The 19,989-nt window shown below is 54.3% G+C and carries 19 protein-coding genes; 4 read left to right on the top strand and 15 right to left on the bottom strand.

The genetic code is table 11. The annotated features are described in order from the left end of the window. Window positions 1-202: 202 nt before the first annotated feature. Together OGV52_RS16315 and OGV52_RS16320 are read right to left on the bottom strand one after the other, a co-directional pair. Entirely contained in the window at window positions 203-1,381 is a 1,179-nt protein-coding gene (locus OGV52_RS16315) for an acetyl-CoA C-acetyltransferase (RefSeq protein WP_006686936.1), read from the bottom strand. Window positions 1,382-1,483: 102 nt separating this feature from the next. After that, window positions 1,484-2,368, bottom strand: coding sequence for a LysR family transcriptional regulator (locus OGV52_RS16320; RefSeq protein ID WP_016154289.1), 885 nt, complete (start codon window positions 2,366-2,368; stop codon window positions 1,484-1,486). Between the two features lie 101 nt (window positions 2,369-2,469). Here OGV52_RS16320 and OGV52_RS16325 point away from each other — a divergent pair, with 101 nt between their 5' ends. Both OGV52_RS16325 and OGV52_RS16330 read left to right on the top strand, forming a co-directional pair. After that, complete coding sequence (locus OGV52_RS16325; RefSeq protein WP_016154290.1) at window positions 2,470-2,925, top strand: multidrug/biocide efflux PACE transporter; 456 nt, start codon at window positions 2,470-2,472, stop codon at window positions 2,923-2,925. Window positions 2,926-3,067: 142 nt separating this feature from the next. Beyond that, a complete protein-coding gene (locus OGV52_RS16330; protein WP_029139645.1) occupies window positions 3,068-4,297 on the top strand; it encodes an amino acid permease in 1,230 nt (409 codons plus the stop codon). Between the two features lie 53 nt (window positions 4,298-4,350). Here the strand turns inward: OGV52_RS16330 and rcnR are convergent, their stop codons facing one another. Then, a complete protein-coding gene (gene rcnR, locus OGV52_RS16335) occupies window positions 4,351-4,623 on the bottom strand; it encodes a Ni(II)/Co(II)-binding transcriptional repressor RcnR (protein WP_016154292.1) in 273 nt (90 codons plus the stop codon). Between the two features lie 120 nt (window positions 4,624-4,743). On the opposite strand from rcnR, the gene OGV52_RS16340 reads away from it, so the two are divergent. Continuing rightward, window positions 4,744-5,619, top strand: coding sequence for a nickel/cobalt efflux protein RcnA (locus OGV52_RS16340; RefSeq protein ID WP_287108795.1), 876 nt, complete (start codon window positions 4,744-4,746; stop codon window positions 5,617-5,619). A gap of 45 nt (window positions 5,620-5,664) precedes the next feature. Here OGV52_RS16340 and OGV52_RS16345 read toward each other — a convergent pair whose 3' ends face one another. From OGV52_RS16345 to OGV52_RS16375, 7 genes are all read right to left on the bottom strand, one after another. After that, the gene (locus OGV52_RS16345; protein WP_287108797.1) at window positions 5,665-7,047 is read right to left on the bottom strand and encodes an amidohydrolase family protein; all 1,383 of its coding nucleotides are present in this window, start codon (window positions 7,045-7,047) and stop codon (window positions 5,665-5,667) included. Between the two features lie 12 nt (window positions 7,048-7,059). Further along, window positions 7,060-8,010 (bottom strand): carbamate kinase family protein, encoded by a 951-nt coding sequence (locus OGV52_RS16350; protein WP_047499340.1) that lies wholly within the window; start codon window positions 8,008-8,010, stop codon window positions 7,060-7,062. 26 nt (window positions 8,011-8,036) lie between these two features. Continuing rightward, window positions 8,037-9,587: a permease family protein gene (locus tag OGV52_RS16355; protein ID WP_016154296.1), complete on the bottom strand. Its 1,551-nt coding sequence runs from the start codon at window positions 9,585-9,587 to the stop codon at window positions 8,037-8,039. Window positions 9,588-9,704: 117 nt separating this feature from the next. After that, window positions 9,705-11,123, bottom strand: a complete 1,419-nt coding sequence (locus OGV52_RS16360; protein ID WP_016154297.1) for a YlbE family protein — start codon at window positions 11,121-11,123, stop codon at window positions 9,705-9,707. Then, on the bottom strand, window positions 11,123-12,670 hold the full coding sequence (fdrA, locus tag OGV52_RS16365) for an acyl-CoA synthetase FdrA (RefSeq protein ID WP_287108798.1): 1,548 nt from the start codon (window positions 12,668-12,670) through the stop codon (window positions 11,123-11,125). The genes OGV52_RS16360 and fdrA overlap by 1 nt, the downstream gene beginning before the upstream one ends. After that, entirely contained in the window at window positions 12,648-13,547 is a 900-nt protein-coding gene (locus OGV52_RS16370; protein WP_502873807.1) for an oxamate carbamoyltransferase subunit AllH family protein, read from the bottom strand. The genes fdrA and OGV52_RS16370 overlap by 23 nt, the downstream gene beginning before the upstream one ends. A 15-nt stretch (window positions 13,548-13,562) precedes the next feature. Further along, the gene (locus OGV52_RS16375) at window positions 13,563-14,168 is read right to left on the bottom strand and encodes an ankyrin repeat domain-containing protein (RefSeq protein ID WP_016157395.1); all 606 of its coding nucleotides are present in this window, start codon (window positions 14,166-14,168) and stop codon (window positions 13,563-13,565) included. Window positions 14,169-14,559: 391 nt separating this feature from the next. Between OGV52_RS16375 and OGV52_RS16380 the strand changes: the two genes are divergently transcribed. After that, window positions 14,560-15,489: a LysR substrate-binding domain-containing protein gene (locus OGV52_RS16380; RefSeq protein ID WP_016154301.1), complete on the top strand. Its 930-nt coding sequence runs from the start codon at window positions 14,560-14,562 to the stop codon at window positions 15,487-15,489. Window positions 15,490-15,531: 42 nt separating this feature from the next. On the opposite strand, the gene OGV52_RS16385 is transcribed toward OGV52_RS16380, so the two are convergent. The 5 genes from OGV52_RS16385 to pgaB form a co-directional block, all read right to left on the bottom strand. Then, window positions 15,532-15,804: a GNAT family N-acetyltransferase gene (locus OGV52_RS16385; protein WP_016157396.1), complete on the bottom strand. Its 273-nt coding sequence runs from the start codon at window positions 15,802-15,804 to the stop codon at window positions 15,532-15,534. A gap of 11 nt (window positions 15,805-15,815) precedes the next feature. Next, window positions 15,816-16,046, bottom strand: a complete 231-nt coding sequence (gene yjdI, locus OGV52_RS16390; RefSeq protein ID WP_200047139.1) for a 4Fe-4S mono-cluster protein YjdI — start codon at window positions 16,044-16,046, stop codon at window positions 15,816-15,818. A gap of 82 nt (window positions 16,047-16,128) precedes the next feature. After that, complete coding sequence (gene pgaD / locus OGV52_RS16395; protein ID WP_049041934.1) at window positions 16,129-16,635, bottom strand: poly-beta-1,6-N-acetyl-D-glucosamine biosynthesis protein PgaD; 507 nt, start codon at window positions 16,633-16,635, stop codon at window positions 16,129-16,131. Beyond that, entirely contained in the window at window positions 16,632-17,966 is a 1,335-nt protein-coding gene (gene pgaC / locus OGV52_RS16400; protein ID WP_016154305.1) for a poly-beta-1,6-N-acetyl-D-glucosamine synthase, read from the bottom strand. Before pgaC ends, pgaD begins: the two co-directional genes overlap by 4 nt. Beyond that, window positions 17,963-19,984 (bottom strand): poly-beta-1,6-N-acetyl-D-glucosamine N-deacetylase PgaB, encoded by a 2,022-nt coding sequence (gene pgaB / locus OGV52_RS16405; protein ID WP_287108800.1) that lies wholly within the window; start codon window positions 19,982-19,984, stop codon window positions 17,963-17,965. Before pgaB ends, pgaC begins: the two co-directional genes overlap by 4 nt. Window positions 19,985-19,989: the final 5 nt, after the last annotated feature.

The following is a 19,989-nucleotide window of genomic DNA, read 5'->3' on the forward strand; positions in this document are numbered from 1 at the left end:
AGCCAGTCTCACATGCCGTTCACACACCTTTTCTAACAAAGTGCGCTGTTAATCACATGAAATGAAACGCCGTTTTGATACGTTAGCAGAGTTTAGAGTGTATGTTTCTGTAACTGGCCTTGCCCTCCTGTTGGAGGGCTTTTTTATAGATGCAGGGGATATACAGCGGGAAAGGCGTTTAAGCAGAGAAAACTTCGGGGGGTTAATCTCGCTCGATAGCGAGCGCCACGCCCTGACCACCGCCGATACATAACGTTGCCAGGCCCTTGTGCGCCCGACGCTTCACCATTTCATGCACCAGTGAAACCAGAATACGGCAGCCAGATGCGCCAATCGGATGACCAAGCGCAATGGCTCCGCCGTTCACATTCACCCGCCGTTCATCCCACTCCAGCATTTTCCCAACGGACAATGCCTGTGCGGCAAAGGCTTCGTTGGCCTCGATAAGATCAACATCAGCCAGTTGCCAGCCCACACGCTCAAGGCAACGGCGCGTCGCGTACACCGGCGCAATTCCCATGAGCGCGGGATCGACCCCGACGCTGGCAAAGGCACGAATGCGGGCCAGCACCGGCAAATTCAGCTCCTGGGCCTTAGCCTCGCTCATCATCATCACCGCAGCGGCGCCATCATTGATGGATGACGCGTTACCCGCGGTTACTGAACCGAGCCTGTCGAAGGTCGGATCCAGACGCGCCAGCCCTTCTGCGCTGGCATCGGTGCGCGGCTGTTCGTCGGTATCCACCACGAACGATTGCCCATTACGCTGCGTTACCACCGGCACGATTTCATCTTTAAAGCGCCCGGCGTCAATTGCCATCCGCGCCTTGTGCTGCGAATGCAGTGCGTAGGCATCCTGCAGTTCACGGCTGATGCCATATTCCCGCGCCAGATTTTCCGCAGTCACGCCCATATGGTAATCGTTGAAAGCGTCCCACAGGCCATCATGCACCAGGCTGTCGACCAGTTGACTGTTGCCCAACTGTGCGCCGGTACGGCTATCAGTAAGGACATGCGGCGCACGGCTCATATTCTCTTGTCCGCCCGCAATGACAATGTCGGCTTCGCCGCACTGGATAGCCTGGGTCGCCAGATGCAGCGCTTTCAGACCCGAGCCGCAGACATCGTTAATGGTGATGGCGGAGACGGTATTGGGTAGCCCACCATTGATGGCGGACTGACGCGCCGGATTTTGCCCGGCACCTGCGGTAAGCACCTGTCCGAGGATCACTTCATCCACAGCGTGAACGTCCACGCCCGTGCGCTCCAGTAACGCCCTGACTACCATGCTACCTAATTCAACGGCAGAGTGGCGCGCCAGCGTCCCCTGGAAGCAGCCGATTGGTGTCCGTAACGCCCCGACTATCACAACCTCTTTCATCACCACCTCAGCGCAAAATAACACCGCAATAGTAGATGATTGTTAAAAAGAGTTATCAAGGTTGTTTAAAAACGGTGATTTTTATCACAAAGGAAATTCGTATCATTTATTGGTCATCTGAACGCCACTCTGCTGTAAATGGTCGCGCAGCCAACTTCCCGCCACGCCAGGCGGTGATTTCTTATTCCACAGCAGATCGATAGAGATAGCCTTTGGCCAGCCGGGCAGCATCAATTGGACCAGCGGTTTTTCTGCCGCAAACTCCTCCACCAGCGCACAAGGGAGCGCGCACCAGCCGAATCCCTGCACCGCCATACTCAGCAGCAACAAATAGTTAGGCGCCGACCAGACGGGGCCGCGCGCCACGTTGGTGCCGCTCTCCAGATAGGTATTCAGCCGCAGCTCTCGCCAGGTATGTAGCTGTTCCCACTGCAGTTTTTCTTGAGTCGCCAGTGGATGTGATGCCGCAACGTATAATCCCATCCAGGTTTGCATCGGCAGACGCGTGACGCCCATGTCGGTCGGGTAATCCTCCCGCGCTTCGATCAACCCAACCTGAGCACGTCCTTTTTGCAGCAGATCGATCACGTCTTCATCTTCGCCAATCAGACATTCAAACTCGGTATGGGGAAACTTGTGGTCAAACTGCACCATCAATTCTTCCAGCACATCCGGGTGCAGCGTGTCAGACAAAACGAAGGTCAGACGCGCTTCCGTTTCACCCGACAGCGAAATCGCTGCCTCATCAAGACGTTCGCTGGCCGTCAAAATTGCCTGCACATAGCCCAGCACCCGCTTACCTTCTTCGGTTAGCGTCGGCTGACGTGATGAGCGGTCAAACAGCGCAAAACCAAGATCGGCTTCCAGATGCGCAATGGCCGTGCTGATGGTGGACTGACTTTTACGCAGCCGCCGGGCCGCAGCAGAAAATGAGCCGCAGGAAACGGTCTCCACAAATGCCGTTAACGCTTCAGGAGAGTAACGCATGAACTATCTACTTTATCGATGGATACTATCTTTTAGATATCACATAAAACGATAAAATTGCCACCATTCCGTTATCCGGGCATCAAAGAAGGTTTTAGATTATGCAACACGATACAGTCCAACGCCGCTCGTTACTGGAGCGAATTTTTCATGCCGTCTGCTTTGAGGGCATTGCCACCGCGATCCTCGCACCAACCACCGCATGGTTGATGCAGCGCTCGGTGCTGGAAATGGGCGGACTGACCATTCTTCTCGCCACGACGGCGATGATCTGGAATATCATTTATAACGCCCTGTTTGACCGACTGTGGCCGTCGCACCTGGTAAAACGTACGGCTAAAGTGCGGGCATTCCACGCCTTAGGCTTCGAGAGCGGTTTTATTGTCATCGGGGTGAGCATCGTGGCGTATGTGCTGAACGTCAGCCTGCTCCAGGCATTCACGTTGGAAATAGGTTTCTTCCTGTTCTTCCTGCCATACACCATGTTCTATAACTGGGCTTATGACACTTTACGCGAGCGCGTTATGAAGCGTCGCCAGCAGCGCGTTACTGCCTGATAATTCAAACAATAGCCGGAATCTTCTCGGTTCCGGCTTTTGATCCATTCACTCGCCCGCTTGTTGACACCTCCCCCAGCCCCTGCCATTTGTGGTAAATTGCGCTTCTTTTTGTTTATTTTATAGTTGATACGTTCAAATAATGTCGAAATTTTGGTCAAAAGAAGAGACTCTCTGGAGCTTCGCACTATATGGGACTGCCGTCGGCGCAGGAACCCTCTTCCTCCCCATACAGCTGGGTTCTGCAGGCGCGGTGGTACTGTTTATCACCGCACTCGTCGCCTGGCCTTTAACCTACTGGCCGCACAAGGCGCTGTGCCAGTTTATCCTGTCCTCAAAAACCTCGGCAGGTGAAGGGATCACTGGTGCAGTTACGCACTACTACGGCAAAAAGATAGGCAGCCTGATCACGACCCTCTATTTTATTGCCTTCTTTGTGGTGGTGCTGATCTACGCCGTGGCGATAACCAATTCACTCACCGAACAACTGGCAAAACATATCGCCATCGATCTGCGTGTTCGCATGCTGGTCAGTCTTGGCGTGGTGCTGGTGCTGAACCTGATTTTTCTGATGGGCCGTCAAGCAACCATTCGGGTAATGGGCTTTCTGGTGTTCCCGCTCATCGCGTACTTTTTGTTCCTTTCGCTCTACCTGACCGGAAGCTGGCAGCCAACGCTACTCACCGGCCAGATGTCTTTCGATCAGCACACGCTTCATCAGGTTTGGATATCTATTCCCGTGATGGTTTTTGCTTTTAGCCATACGCCAATTATCTCGACGTTCGCCATCGACCGACGTGAGAAATATGGCGAGCAGGCCATGGGTAAATGCAAAAAAATCATGAAGGTAGCCTACGTCATCATCTGCCTGAGCGTGCTGTTTTTCGTCTTCAGCTGTTTGCTTTCGATTCCGACAAACTATATCGAGGACGCGAAGAATGAAGGGGTGACCATTCTGTCAGCGCTATCGATGATGCCAAACGCACCAGCATGGCTGTCAATTTCTGGGATCATTGTCGCCGTCGTGGCGATGTCAAAATCGTTCCTCGGCACCTACTTTGGCGTGATTGAAGGGGCAACCGAGGTGGTAAAAACATCGTTGCATCAGGTGGGAGTGAAGAAAAGCCGGGCCTTTAACCGCGCCCTGTCCATTATGCTGGTTTCGACCATTACGTTTATCATTTGCTGCATTAACCCTAATGCAATTTCAATGATTTACGCGATTAGCGGGCCGCTGATTGCCATGATTCTGTTTATCATGCCGACATTATCTACCTATCTGATCCCGGCGCTAAAGCCGTACCGTTCAGTGGGAAATCTGATCACCCTGATTGTCGGTCTGCTGTGCGTATCTGTGATGTTTTTTGGCTAGAACGTGTTTTTAACGGCTCATTCATCAGTATGTGGATGAGCCGTTAAACTGACTTATTTGATGTACGAATCGAGTACCTTCAAAACCACATCCAAATCTTCTTCGCGCTTAATTTCATCGCCCTGATGCACAATGTGCTCGGTCAGATGACCTTTAATCACCTCGCGCATTAACCCGTTTACCGCACCGCGGATCGCCGCTATTTGCTGCAATACCGCCGCGCATTCATGCGGTTCATCCAGCATGGTTTTCAACGCCGCTACCTGCCCCTGAATCTTACTGGCTCGGGCTTTCAGCTTTTGTTTGTCGCGGATCGTGTGTGACATAGCAATACCTTTTCAACGTCTGGCTGTAGCGACAATACCATCGTCATTCTACTGGGGGGTAGTATTTAATACTGGGGGGGAGTAGAATCTGGCAAAATTAAACAACTAAGAATCATTCTCATGGGTGAGTTTTCTACGCTTCTTCAGCAAGGCAACGCCTGGTTTTTCATTCCCAGCGCGATTCTATTAGGAGTGTTACACGGTCTGGAACCGGGGCATTCCAAGACGATGATGGCGGCCTTTATTATTGCCATTAAGGGGACCATCAAACAGGCGGTGATGCTGGGGCTGGCGGCAACGCTGTCGCATACCGCAGTGGTATGGCTGATTGCGCTCGGTGGGATGTATATCAGCAAAGCGTTAACTGCCCAGGCCGTTGAGCCGTGGCTGCAGTTTGTCTCGGCGATTATTATTCTCGGGACCGCATTCTGGATGTTCTGGCGAACCTGGCAGGGAGAACAGAACTGGCTGACCCAGACGCATCATGACCACGATCATGATGACCATCACCACCATCATAACCACGGTGAAGCTCACCACCATCATCACGAACATGACCACGACCACGATCATAACCATGCTGCGTTAGCAGGGCTGAGCGAGGGTTCGAAAGAGTATCAGGACGCCCACGAGCGGGCACATGCTACCGATATTCAGCGCCGCTTTGCAGGCAAAGAGGTCACCAACGGCCAAATATTATTGTTTGGTCTGACCGGCGGGTTGATCCCCTGCCCTGCTGCCATTACGGTACTGCTGATTTGCATCCAGCTCAAAGCCTTCACGCTGGGTGCCACTATGGTGCTGTGCTTCAGCCTCGGGCTGGCGCTAACGCTGGTAACGGTGGGCGTGGGAGCGGCAATCAGCGTGCAGCAGGCGGCCAAACGCTGGAGCGGATTTAACACACTGGCACGCAAAGCGCCCTATTTTTCCAGCGCGCTCATCGCGATGGTCGGCTTATATATGGGGATTCACGGCTATATGGGGATCGTCGGTTAACGAGCAGAGAGCGCAGCAGCGATTGCCGCTGCGCATCAAACCTGGCTAGCTTGCGACGTTCCCCCACACCAGTTGGCCTTTATGGAAGGTCGCGGTGCGTGGGGAGATTCGCGCGACCGCTTCCGCTGAGCAGGAGGCATCCACCAGTACAAAGCTGGCTTCATCCTGCGCCTTCGGCCAGACGCGCTCACCTTTATCGTTAAGCGGCAGCACATCGCCGGTGGCGAGGAACAGCGCCCGCGACAGGTTGAGTTCATTGGGACGAATATACAGCTGCGCGTACAGATTCGCCTTCTCCAGCATGTCTCCAAGCCCGTACGGCGACCAGTGGTCAATCACACTGTCGGTCCCGGTAATCACTTCCACGCCTTTGTCACGCAGCTGCTTGAGCGGCATATGCAAGGTACCGATCGGCACCGTCGAGGCAATGGTAATCTGCTGCGCCGCCATGCGGCTCGCCAGCGCATCCACCTGTTGTTCGTTCAGGGTTGCCAGCGCAAATGCGTGACTGATGGTCAGTTTTTCCTTCAACTGCGGCGTTTTCTCCACCGTTTCCACCATGTAATTCACTGCCGCAACGCCCGCCGGGCTGGTTTCATGCAGATGGATATCCACGCCTTTATCGTAATCCAGCGCAATCTGGAACATGGTGTCGAGGGATTTTTCCATCGCCCCGTCCACGCTGGTTGGGTCCAGACCGCCGACGTAATGCGCCCCCGCCTGCATTGCTTCACGCATCAACGGTTCAGACTTCGATAACAGCAGGCCATGCTGCGGAAACGCCACGATTTCACAGGCAAAACCCGGCTGGCGACGCGCCAGCACCGCCTGCAGATTTTCCAGGTTTTTCAGCCCGGAAACCGGTTCGATATTGCAATGGCTGCGGGCGATCGAGGTGCCCTTTGATTGCAGCAGATCGATGAGCTTTTCCGCGCGCTCCTGCGTGTAAGGCTGGAGTTCAGGCAGCAGCTTTTGCTCCAGGCGGATCATATCCTGAATGGTGGTGCCAGCCGGGCGATTCAGCGAACGCCAGGGACCGCCGTAAAAGGTTTTATCCAGATGGATGTGCATGTCGCGCATGGCGGGCAGCATCAGCTTTCCACCCGCATCGTAGTGCGGCAGCGTCGCATCCGGATGCTGCTTATTCTCACGCAGGGCAACAATTTTCCCGTCCTGAATTTCAACGGTTTGCAGCGCGGTACGGGTATGCACCACCACCGAGTTTTCGTAATCAAACCCCGCTTCCAGCAGGACGTTATCCAGGTAATAGTGCTTATCGTTAATCGTCATTGTGCTCTTCGCCCCGCAGGTGTTCCCGACAGGATTAGCAGCATACGCGACCGGAGCCACTGCGCCAAACAGCGCGGCAGCGGTCACCATTTTTCCGCTCTGACTTAAAAATTCACGGCGGCTGTTACTTTCCTTCATTCACATTTCCTCTCAGGAATGGACAATATGGGTGCCCGTTTCGCCGCGCAGTGCGGCCGGCAGGCATTCCGGCGTGGTGATGATCACTCGCTTACCGCCACGCGCCAGGAACGCCAGACTGGCAACGATTTTGGGTAACATGCTCCCCGGCGGGAAATGTCCCTCCTGCATGTAACGGGTCATCGTTGCGACATCCACCGTATCCAGCGCCTGCTGGTTGGGTTTGCCAAAATGAATACAGACCTGCTCGACGCCGGTGGTGATCACCAGAATGTCAGCGCGGATCTCCTGCGCCAACAGAGCCGTGGAGAGATCTTTATCAATCACCGCATCCACGCTCTGATAATCCCCCTGATCGCTACGCACCACCGGGATCCCACCGCCACCCGCGCCAATCACCACAAAGCCTTGCTGGGTCAGCGTTTTGATCGCCTCCGCCTCGACAATACGTTTCGGTTCCGGAGAGGCGACGACCCGGCGGTAGCCGCGTCCCGAATCTTCAACAAAGCGCCAGCCCGGATTGACCCGCTGCAGTTCATCGCGCTGCGCTTCGCTAAAGAACGCGCCGATAGGCTTGGTCGGGTTAGCGAAGCCCGGATCGTTTTTGTCGACCTCCACCTGCGTGACCACCGTAACCGCCTTCTGCTCACCGCGCCGCGCCAGACGGTTGTTCAGCGCCTGTTGGATCAGATAGCCGATCCCGCCCTGCGTATCGGCGACGCAGTTTGCCAGCGGGGTGAGCGGCAACCCTTCACGCTCATGCGCGATTTCCGCACGCCGTAGATCCAGCCCCACCTGCGGCCCGTTTCCGTGCGTCAGCACAATGTTGTAGTCCGATGCCAACATCTCCAGCACCGTGTCCGCCACCGCTTTCACCGCTTCAGCCTGGTGCTCAATCGACTGGCTGGCGTTATCTTTGATAATGCTGTTGCCGCCAATGGCAACGACCACAAGTTCTTTCATAGTGTTATCTTCCGCTTACAGGCGATTCAGGTCGTTTTCGTCGGTTCCTGCTCAGGCGCAGTCACCGCTTCACGGCTATCAAGAACATGCTTGAGGACAAACATGCCGCTCATCATCAGGTAGGCCACAACAAACATCATCGAACTGCCTTCTGCAAAGCCAACCGCCGGAGAGTGAATCACACCAAACAGCGATAACAGCGCGCCAAAAGCTGCGGCAATCGCCCCACGCAGCGGCTTATTCATAATGGCGAAGATAGCGACGCAGCCCCACAGCATACTGGCCAGCGGCGCACCGCTTCCCAGATGCACCAGCCCATCGTAATAGACACCTTTGCTGTGCAGCAGGTCGCTGCCCAGTTTCCCCGCGGATGTTCCGGCGGCGCCCATCACGCTGTTGACGATGGTCAACGCCCAGTTAGCGATCCACGGGAACAAGCAGATAAAGATAACGGGAACCTCGACTTTGGGCGTCTCTCGCACCACCTGGTTGGCGGTCACCACGCCGATAAACACCAGAATCGGCACTATCGCAGTCATCGGAATAATCGCGAGCATAAACGCCCCCAGCCCAAACAGCGGTACCAGGAACATGGTGATGCCTGAAGCGAGGGTATAACCGATGCTGGCCCCCATCGCTTTCCAGCCCGCATGCCCAACATATACGGTCACCGGGAATGGGTTGCCCAGCATGCAGCCGAGCATGGAGGCAAAACCGTTCGCCATCATGACTTTACGGGTGTTGTACTCATCCCCCGCCGCATGCGCACTTTCAATATTCTCAAGGTCAAAAATGTAGTTCGCCAGACCCAGAGGAACCGCAGAAGCCAGGTACGGCAGCGCGTGCGGCAAACCCTGCAGGAAGCTGTCGACATGGATTTCCGGCGGATTGAAGCCAAAGGAAGACATCGAAGATTTAATGGCTTCCGGGCTTTGCAAACCGGAGATCCACGCCAACGCTGTACCGGCAATCAGCAGCAGCAAACCGGTGGGGATGCGGGCAAAAATCGGCTTCTTACCGAACCAGTTAATGAAGATTAACAACAAGACGATGAAAGAGACGGTCGGCGCTTCAAATGCCTGCAGCATCGGGTTCATCGCCAGCAGCAACAGTCCCAGACCGGACAGACAAGAAAGTAATACCGTACGCGGGATCATCTTGCGGATGGTCTCGCCCAGGAAGGAGCCGCCGACCAGGATCAACGCTTCGACAAAGCACCACACCAGGGCTATCTGGATAGCAAAGTTGGCATCTTTGGTTTGCTGATATACCGGCATTAGCACCAGGAAGGTCACGGTAAAAATTGACGGTGCGCTCGGCCCGGACGGCAGCGCCGTCACGTCTTTACGCCCGGTGTGCTTTGCCATCTGCAGGCCAAACCAGGCGTAGCAGACGCTGGCCACCAGCACCGCCAGACCAAAGGCAGGCGCAATGCGACCATAGACAATTTCGGTAGGGATCCCGACGACAAAAATGAGCAGCCCCATCATTGTCAGCAGGTTAGTCAGGTTGTTGGTCATCAGCCCAAAGTAAGCAGCCCAGTCACCACGTTTCCATTCTAGTTTTATGCTGTTCATGGAATATCCTTAACAGGTTAAGCATCGTTTGCGATCCCGGGGATCGCCCAGCCCTGCAGGTAAGCAACGTTTTTTGCTTCGCTACTGTGGGGCTAACAGCGTTAGCCCCGATTGTTGTTATTGGCAGTAGCGGTCGCGCCAGTTGAGGATCGCCTTTTCAAAACAGGCGAACGGCGGATGGACTATTCCGGCGCCGATCATGCCGATCCCCGCATCTTTGTGCGCAATTGCGGTGTTAATCACCGGCAGAATGCCGGTGCTACCCACGCGCGTAATGTCGATAGCTGTCGGTACGCCCATAAAACCAAGTAACGGAATGGTAACGTTGGGGTTCTCGCCGAGAGTGATTTCGCGCATCTGGCGAGAGAAATCGACCGCCTCTTCAACCGTACCGCCCACCAGCGCCACGATGGCCGGTGCCGTGGCCATGGCAAAACCGCCGATGCCGTAGGTTTCGGTAATTGCGCTATCACCGATATCACGTCCGGAATCTTCGGGCTTATAGCCCGCAAACATTGGGCCAATCACCTGCTGCGCCGGACCGGTAAACCACTGACCCGGTAAGCCGCTGATGCGCAGACCGAATTCAACGCCGTTACGCGCCATCGTCGTGACTACGGTGCTGTATTCGATCCCGTGTGCGGCGTCCATTGCGGCTTTACACATCGCCATCCAGGTCGGTCCGGAGAAGTAATCGCTGCTGAGGACGAATTCGAATACCTCACGCTGCTGCTCAACCGGATAGCCGGTCTGAATAATCCACGGCGTCAGTGCCTGTATCAGTAGCGCCGTCCCGGCGTTGTTGCGGTTATGGCACTCATCGCCCATGTGCAGCGCCTGCGCCAGCATCAGGCGCAGATCGATTTCGCCCGCCAGCTTCATGGCGTCGCGCAGCATCGGTCCCATCACATCGCGCATCCAGTTCAGGCGATCGATAACGCTCTGATCGTTCGCGCCCATGCGCAGGATCTTCGCCATCTGCTCGCTCATATTGGTATATGCGCGGTTGCCGTAGGTTTTGTTCTCGACGATGTGCATAAACATCGACGCCGACGTTACACCCGCCATCGAACCGACACAGTCATGCTCGTGGCACGGTGAGAAGATGATTTCACCCGAGGCGGCCAGGTCGGCGGCTTCATCCAGATCTTTCGCCAGCCCTTCAAACACCAAAGCCCCGGTGACCGCGCCCTTCATTGCGCCGCACATTTTTTCCCAGCAGATGGGCGGTCCGGCGTGCAGGATGGTGTTGCGGGTCATGCCCGGCACGACGTTGATCGCCTGGTCATAGCCAATCAGCACCGGATGCGACTGGATAATGCGTTCCAGCGCCTGCTGGTTAGCGGCAGCGATTTTGTCAGCCAGCGGCGAATCGGCAATTTCGTCCAGTGCGGCCACGACCTGCATGTTGCCCTGGCCCGGCGGCGTCCAGTCGAGCTGGGTCACGGGAACATTCTGCTTTTTGAGGTCATCGCTGAACATCGCGATGCCGACGTTAATCACGTTCAGCGGCTGGTTAAACAGTGTCTGGCTCATCAGGCTTCCTCCCCTTTACAGATAAATTCACGCGCCAGCAATCCGGTATTGGTGCTACTGCTCGCCCAGATCACGCCTGCATCGGTCAGCATCTGGCACTGTTTTTCCAGCGACGGCGTATCGAGATCGGTTCCCAGCACGTAGCCGAGGATCTCAAGCGGACGCCCCTCTGCGGCGGCGATCGCTTTGGCTTCGACGATCGCCTCGATCATCACGCCAACCGGATCTTCATGTGATCCATATCCAAGAACGAAGTCCATAACGATCACGCCGACTTCAGGATCGCGTGCTTCCTGCAACAGACGACTAATGCGGTTGGTTGGATCGATCATCGGGTGCGGTTTACCGTTGGTAAAATCGTCATCTCCGAAATCAAGGAAGGTATGTCCCACGCTGCGGTTGAGATCTGTCAGGCGAAAAGCCGGATCCGGATGAATGTTGCTGTAAACTTCCGCATGTTTTTCCATGGCAGCAAACATCGCCTCATCGCACAGCGTGCCGCCACAGAACAAGCCGCGAATGTACTTTTGCTGCGGGGTCAGGCGGGCGCGGACCTCTTCAATCAGCGGCCAGTTGAGCGGATGCAGATCCAGACTCTCTTTTTTCACGCCAGTCAGCAGTACCGCTTTCAGCGCCGCCTCTTTAGTGCCGCGTGCAAACAGCAGACCGTTTTCATCCGCAGGCGCGGCTTCACGTACGAGGAAACACACCACGACGGGCTTATGGCAGGCACGCGCACGTTCCAGCACTTTGCGCGCCACTGTTGGCGCAGGAGGTTTGGAGATAAGCGCGATGATCTCGGTTTGCGGATCGGCCTCCAGCATACCAATCGCGTCAAGCATCATCAGGCCGCCAATCTTTTCGCTCAGATCGCGTCCACCGGTGCCAATCAGTTGGGAAATCCCGCCGCCAAACTCGTGAATGCGTACGCTCAGCTCCTGGCTACCGGTACCGGAGGCACCAACAATTCCGATGTTGCCGCGACGCACCGCATTGCCAAAACACAGCGCCGCGCCGTTAATAATGGCGGTTCCGCAATCGGGCCCCATCATCAGCAGCCCTTTTTCATGCGCCAGCTGCTTGAGCGCCAGTTCGTCTTCAAGAGAGACGTTGTCAGAGAACAGCATCACGTTGAGGTTATTTTGCAGCGCCTGACGCGCTTCACGCGCGGCAAACAGACCATTGACCGAGATCACCGCCAGGTTGCTGTCAGGAACATGCTTCTTCGCACTGGCAAGCGTGGCATAGCGCGCTTCATGCTGCCCTCCCTGCTCTTTATGCGTAAACAAATCTTCAATCGCCACCAGCGTCTGATCGTTCGCCGCCTCGCTGGCGCCTTTAATGACAATCATCAGGTCGCCACTTTTCGCCTCTTCAAGTTCAGGCGTGAGCAGACCGAGATTCTTCAGTACGCCCTTATTCATTTCTGTCGCCATAGCCACGAACGCCTGCTCAACGCCATCGAGCTTATTTGCGCGTGTGGAGATAGACATCAGTGAGACAGAATCAAAATACGTGTTCTTTTTAACAACTATCCTGATCGACATAATTCCCTCCGGACCTGTGGCTCAGGGCGCAGGCATCCGCCATGCCATACAGCATGTCGCAGCCAGAACTTGAGCCGATATTTTTAATGTCAGTAATATATTGCGTAGAAACGGGTTGTTGCTCTGTAATAATATGGTTCAGCAGCCGTCCGACGCTTTCTCGATAACGTTGATGAAAGGCTTCCTCTAGCGTTATTTTGCTGAGTAGCGTGGTATTATTTCCGGCACGTTGTAAGGCTGCTAAAAAATCATCACGATATTTCCCCAGCGGATGTCCCGGAATAAATAAAATAGTGCTTAAACCCACTAAATAATCATCAGATGAAGGCGTCAGACCAATCCCCAGACCAATTAAATGGCTGACCGCTGTAGAGATATTTTCTCCTGTCTGCAACGCCGCCAGTAATGTTTGTCGGCGACTCAGTAATTGGCGGGTGATTTCCAGATAAAACGGGTTATCACCCTGGTACAGAAATAATGTGTCAGCGCTTCTTAGCTGTTGGCGGATAACCTCTTCCCAGCGCAGCCAGCGGATTGCAGCAAGGCTTATTGCATCAAGCCTCCACCGTGGTATGCGCCATGGCAGACAACCGGAAGTTTCTATCCATTTATCGTTGCCAACGGCTATCCCCGATTCGGTAAAACTGACTCTCTCACCGGGGTGAAACAGCTCTTCACAATGCGTCAGCGCCAGCCGACAGCTGTTAGGCGCGTTATCACAACCTTCACTCAGTAACGTCAGCAACCGCTGCTGTTCGGGTATCAACAGGTTTACCGCGCGGGAAAAAACCTGTTCAACCCGTCCCGTTCCCCGGAAAGCGAGAAACGCGCCGTCTGCGGTTAGCGCCCGTACGCATCGCCGTGATGGCGTAGCGATAGTGGCGCTCCTCTGTCAGGCTCCGGCCGCAATCAGCAGCTCGGCAATTTCGTGGTATCCTTTCTCCCGCGCCAGCTCCAGCGGGGTTTTACCGTATTTATCCGTCATGTGCGGGTTTGCGCCATGGTCGAGCAGCAGCTTGACGATTTCCTGCTGTTTCGCGCCGCCGTCATTAAGCACGATGGCTTCCAGTAACGGCGTCCAGCCGACAAAGTTGGTATGATTAACATTGATATCGGTACGCAGCAGCAGTTCGCGCACGATCTCTACATGACCTTTTTCGCTGGCAGGCGTAATACCGACGCCGCCAAAACGGCTCAGGCAATTGAGATCGGGATTGGCCGGTAATACGGTACGCAGCAGCGTTAAATCGTTAGTCAGACAGCTAATCAGGAATGGATTAAAACAGGTTTGATCCTGTTTATTAATATCGGCACCGGCGGCAATCAATAAAGAAACACAGTCATAATGTTTATTCAGGCTGGCAATAATTATGGCAGTGCGCCCCTGGCGGTTAGTGGCATTAATATCCACATTTTTTGCCAGGCAGGATTTTAATCCATCGGCATCACCCTGCTCTGCCGCCAGCAGAAATTCAGTAATGAGTTCTTTCTCTGACATAATCGCTCTCCTGCAGTTTTTTAGACTTTTTAAATATCCGATAAGTTGAGAATAGCAACAGAGTGCAGAGAATAATATCCGCTTAAATTTCATTCATCGTAAGCGTGTCGATTATTGAATCAAATTTAACAATGAGAACAAAACGTGCTGTAGTGCAATCTTTTCCTTATGACAGAGCCGCTTTTAGCCATTAATCAGTTGTCAGGAAAATCAGGCGTGATGCTACACGGATAGCGGCCTGCAATTAATATACAGAAGTGTGATTGCCTTCAAATCAATTGTAAAACTAGTGTTAAATTCTGTTCAAAACTGATTGCTCTGCATAAGGATTACAAATACATTCAACAATCATCGCGTCGCGGATGCGCGTTTGTCGCCGGAGGGGAGGAAGATGAATTCAATTTTTACCGAGGAAAACCTGCTGGCATTTACGATGGCAGCCCGCTACAGCAGCTTCAGCAAGGCGGCTGAGGAACTTGGCTTAACCACATCAGCAATTAGTTACACCATTAAGCGCATGGAGTTGGGGCTCGACGTGGTGCTGTTTACCCGCAGTACCCGCAGCATTGAGCTGACCGAGTCCGGACGCTATCTGTTTCGCAAGGCGACCGACCTGCTCAACGATTTCCACGCCATCAAGCGCAGTATTGATACTATTGCTCAGGGCATTGAAGCCCGGGTACGCATCTGTATTAATCAACTGTTGTATACCCCTCAACATACGGCACGACTGCTGCAGGTACTCAAGAAACAGTTTCCAACCTGCCAGATAACCGTCACCACCGAGGTGTATAACGGCGTCTGGGATTCGATCATTAACAACCTCGCCAACATCGCTATCGGCGCACCGGATACGTTACTGGACGGCGGGGGGATTGATTACACCGAGATCGGCGCGATCCGTTGGTCGTTTGCGATTGCCCCGGATCATCCGCTGGCTTTTATGCCTGAACCGATTTCTGAGAGCCAGCTGCGCCTGTACCCGAACATCATGGTGGAAGACACCGCCCACACCATCAACAAGAAGGTCGGCTGGCTGTTACACGGACAGGAGTCGATTCTGGTTCCTGATTTTAATACCAAATGCCAGTGCCAGATCCTGGGTGAGGGCATCGGTTTTCTGCCGGACTATATGGTGCGCGAGGCGATGGAAAAGTCGTTGCTGGTCACGCGGCAGATCCACAACCCGCGTCAGGATTCACGGATGCTGCTGGCGACCCAGCATTCGGCCACCGGTCGTGTAACCCAATGGATTAAAAAAGAGTTTGGCCCACAAGGGGTATTGACGGGAATTTATCAGGATTTGCTGCATCGGGAGTGATGCGCCGGACGGCGGTCATGCCTTCCGGCGCACGTAAGATTATCAGGCGCGAATATCGTCGTACTCGCGGGTTTTATCAAACTCATGTTTGGCAAACGGGCACAGCGGAATAACTTTGCGGTTTTCGGCGCGCATTTTCTCCACCACCTTCGCCACCAGCAGTTTACCGACCCCCTGGCCTTTCAGGCTGGGGTCGACATCGGTATGTTCAATGATGCTCAGATGCTCACCCGTCGGCACGAAGACAATCTCGGCAACCTGATTGCCTTCGGCATCGTTAACATAAAATTTGTTGTGGCCTGCAAGAATTTCCATGGTCCCCTCACTCATTTCTGGCGATATTTCAGCGCACCGCTCGGACAGGTATCAATCACTTTAATGACTGTCGCGACATCCACTTCATCCGGAATGATCCACGGTTTACGTTTCAGGTTAAAAAGCGCTGCGCTTCCCCGCACGCAGTTGCCCGAATGTTGACATATCGCCGTACTGAAGTAGACGTCAATCTTCTCACCGGTATAGGCCCGGTAACCGGCATCCAGTAGTTCCTTATCCACGACATTGCCTCGCATTTTTTTATTGTCTGGGTCTAATCATAGACCTGTGCGAGGCTGAAGGAAGCAGCTGAAAGTAGAAATATCACTCAGGCCTTTTCTGCCACGACGGCTGCGGCTCTGGCGGCAAATACTCCAGCATCGCAGGCGTCGGCGGCGGTAGACGGTTATCGGCGATATCCCTGTCCACATCGATATGACTGATTTCACCACTTTCATGATGGTGAACCGTCAGCACCCGCGCTTTGTTCAGCTCTGTCACCAGTTCCCGGGTAATACGTAAACTTTCCGCCAGCTCATGATCTTCCAGTCCGGGTCTGCGACTGCGACGTTCCACCCGAAAACGAAACTGGTTGTACTTCGCCCAACCAATCAGCACCAGTCCGTTGACCAGCGCGACAAGGATGTAAAACGTGACCGTATCCAGCGTGGTGAAAAAGGGTCGCACGCCTATATAAGGTGAGTGCGCCAGAGCGGTGATCAGCCCTTTATAGATCAAATATAAAAAGCCAACCCAGGCAAAAAGCGTTAACAGCACGTCAATGATGCGCGGCAGCAAACGCTGCTCCGTAAAGATCAGCGGCTGGCTCATGATTCGATCCTCCCAATTCCACGATCGGGACTCACCCAACGCGCCCTGCCGCGTTTGCGTTTGAGCATTACTTTCGGGAAAGCGACCAGCGTGGTGAACAGGCTTAGCATCCAGTACACCACCGGGAACCAGATAATCCAGAACAACGACGCGCCAATGCCTTTTTCATAGCGCCGCTCAATCATCAGACTCACCGCAAACTGCAGCAAGCACACCACGCCGAGGATTAGCCCAGTAAAGGCCGGCGGGAAGAGATGTTGTACATACAGCGAGTCCGGCATCGGGATCATCAGCCCTAACAGAAACAGCACGATACTGATCGCATAGGCAAACGCCCAGGTGGTAGAAAAACAGAACTCAAAAAACAGCGGCCACATACGGCGATATTCCCATGACCACAGGCGGCGCATGTTCACGATAAACACCTCCGCGCCGCCTTGCGCCCAGCGCAGTCGTTGTTTCCATAACCCTCTTAACGTTTCAGGCATCAGGATCCAGCACAGTGCGCGCGGCTCAAAGAATATCGACCAGTGGCGCAATTGCAGCTTCCAACTGATATCGATGTCTTCGGTGATCATGTCCGGGCTCCAGTAACCGACCTCGGCCAGCGCGCGACGACGAAACGCAGCAACCACGCCGGAAACGGTAAAGATCTGCCCATAGACTCGCTGAGTACGCTTAATCAAGCCGATAATGGAAGAAAACTCCCCGACCTGTACCCGACCGATTAAGGTGGAGCGGGTTCGAATACGTGGGTTCCCGGTCACCGCACCGACGCGCGGGAACTGGATCAGCGGCGCCACAATATAGGCAACGGCATCACGGTCCAGTAACGCATCGCCATCAATACACACCAGGTAATCACTGCGCGCCGCTGCTGCCCCGGTCTTGAGCGCCAGCGCTTTGCCCTGGTTTTCAGCCAGATGAATCACCCGCAGACTGGGGTATTCCACCGCCAGTTGTTCCAGCACGTCGTGGGTGTCATCCGTTGAACCATCGTTGATGGCAATCACTTCAATATTTTTATATCGCTGCGCCAGCGCGGCCTCAATGGTTTCGCGCGCATTGATCCCTTCGTTAAAACAGGGGATCAGAATGGAAACCAGCGGATTCCCCTCCAGCGTCGGTGGCGGTGTGTCATCTCCCCATTTCCAGTGACGCTCACGGTAGAACCAGAAATAGACCCCGCCGCTTATCCACAAAGCAGACATAAACAAAGGCCAGAAGAAGACGAAGTTCAACATCACTTCACCTGTAAAGATGACCGCCACGCCAAACGGCAGGCTGAACATCAGGCAAAGTATCAGGAAAGCAATTATGCGATCGGTCATTTTTGCGGGTACCAGTATGAGGAGAACGTCGAGCGAATCTCTGACATCTCAGGTTTGTCGCTGATGAAATCATCCGGGTAATAGCCGTAGTTACCTGCACCGCTTAATTTCAGCTGGCGCATCCATTCGGCTATTTGTTTTCCGCTGATTTCAGCCTCGTCCCCGGATTTACGCCAGTCTCGTGCCTGTAGTTCAAACACGGTTTTGTCCAGCGCGCCGGGCGTTTGTGCAACGGCATTCACTAATCTGTCGAGCCAGGCGTTGGCATCATTAGCCGGGATCTGCTCCATGAGAGGCATCGCCATCGGTGCCGTCCAGTCATAGGTATTGAGGAAATCATTCAGGTTCTGCGCAAACCAAGCTTCACTCTCCGGCTCCAGTACCGGCATGGCGTAAATATTGCGCGCCGTCTGCACCTGCGGACCGCGAATATTACGCACCGCCTGAGTCAGTTGTTTGGTGAAGTCGATCAGCACCTTACTTTTCAGTCGCGTCCAGCGCTCGAACGCCTGGGGATTGCTACGGATTTGCTCAATGTTTCCGGGAAGCCCTGCGGCGCGGTAGGCAGCCAATGCCTCCGGTGACGCGTCTTCAAAGTCCGTCAGGAAAGCATCGTCATGGAACAAAATCCCTTTGAAGCTGGCGTGTTTGGCCAGGTCTTCATAGATTTCAGTGATGCGCTGACGCGCTTCGCTGCTCCAGGGGGACAGACGGACATAATTCTCGCGGTTGATCGCTGTACGTCCCGTTTTCGGATCCCAGGCGGTTACGCGTGGGATGGAAGCGTCGAGATCGAAAGCCAGAACCGGCATCCAGGCATACACCGTCACCCCTGCCCGCGTTTGTAACTGCCAGGAGATATAGTTAAAGAGGTCGGCACGCATCGGCAGCCAGCGGTTAGGGAAATAGAGCTCGCGAATATTTCCGTCACCCTGCGGATCGGCGTAGGCCTGCAGGAAGACATGAGAAATACGCATGTCATAAACGCGCTGGATAAGTTTGTCGATGTTTCGCTTCTGCTGAGCAGGGTCCTTGTCATACACGTAATCCAGATCGACATGCATCACGCGCATCGTCTGCGGTTCACGTACCTGAGCGACCTGGCTGGCAAAGCGCTTAAGAGAGGGGTTATCAGAGATTAGCACGCGCGGGATGTCATCAAGAAACGCGGCATTCGCCAACCCTTCGTTGAGCGTGAAGGCCATCTTATAGCCATGCTCTTTAGCCAGGTTTAACGTTGTGCCATTGGCCGCACCGTAAGGCCAGACCCACGCGCGCGGTGATTTCCCGGTCACCGATTTGATCTTGTTGGTGATGAGAGAGATATCCGCGTTTATACGGCGCGTGTACTGTTCATCCGTTTCGTAAGTGCCGGTTTTCTTATCATACAGGCGGTTCGCCACTGCCGGTTCTTTACTTCCCTGCGGGTTGGCTTGTGCACCGAAATGCGAATTCCAGGTGTGTGCACCGACTTCCACCAACGGTGATTTACCCATCTCTTCGACCATTTTCCAGGTGGCGAATTTATCTCGCGCCGTCATTAAGCCGCCAAAATCGACTTTTTTGTTGGCGGGAGCATCAACCCAACTCCCTACCGGCGCCCAGAGCGCAGGCCAGTTATAGGCTTTCAGCAGCGGCCAGACGCGGGTATAAAAACTGCTATATCCGTCATCAAAGGTGAGTAATACCGCTTTTTCCGGCAACACGATTTTACCGTCATGGGCGTCCAGGATTTGCTGCACGCTGATCGGGTTATAGCCATTATCACGCAGCCAGGCCATTTGGTCGCTCAACGCGCTGGTGCGCACAGAAAGATAGCGTTGGTCGGCGGCACCATCCTCGACATCGTGGTAGCCGAGCACCAGGAAGCTATTTTTCGGCCACGGATGATCCGCCGTCAGCGGCGTTCTCTCTGCGGGAGGAACGTAGCGAGGCGTTGTATTGTGCGCACTACTGCACGCGGTAATCATCAACCAGCCAGCGATTAATGCGCTAAGCCACAGGCATCTTTTCAGCATGAACA

Source organism: Citrobacter sp. Cb041 (assembly GCF_030336655.1).
GTDB lineage: Bacteria > Pseudomonadota > Gammaproteobacteria > Enterobacterales > Enterobacteriaceae > Citrobacter > Citrobacter braakii.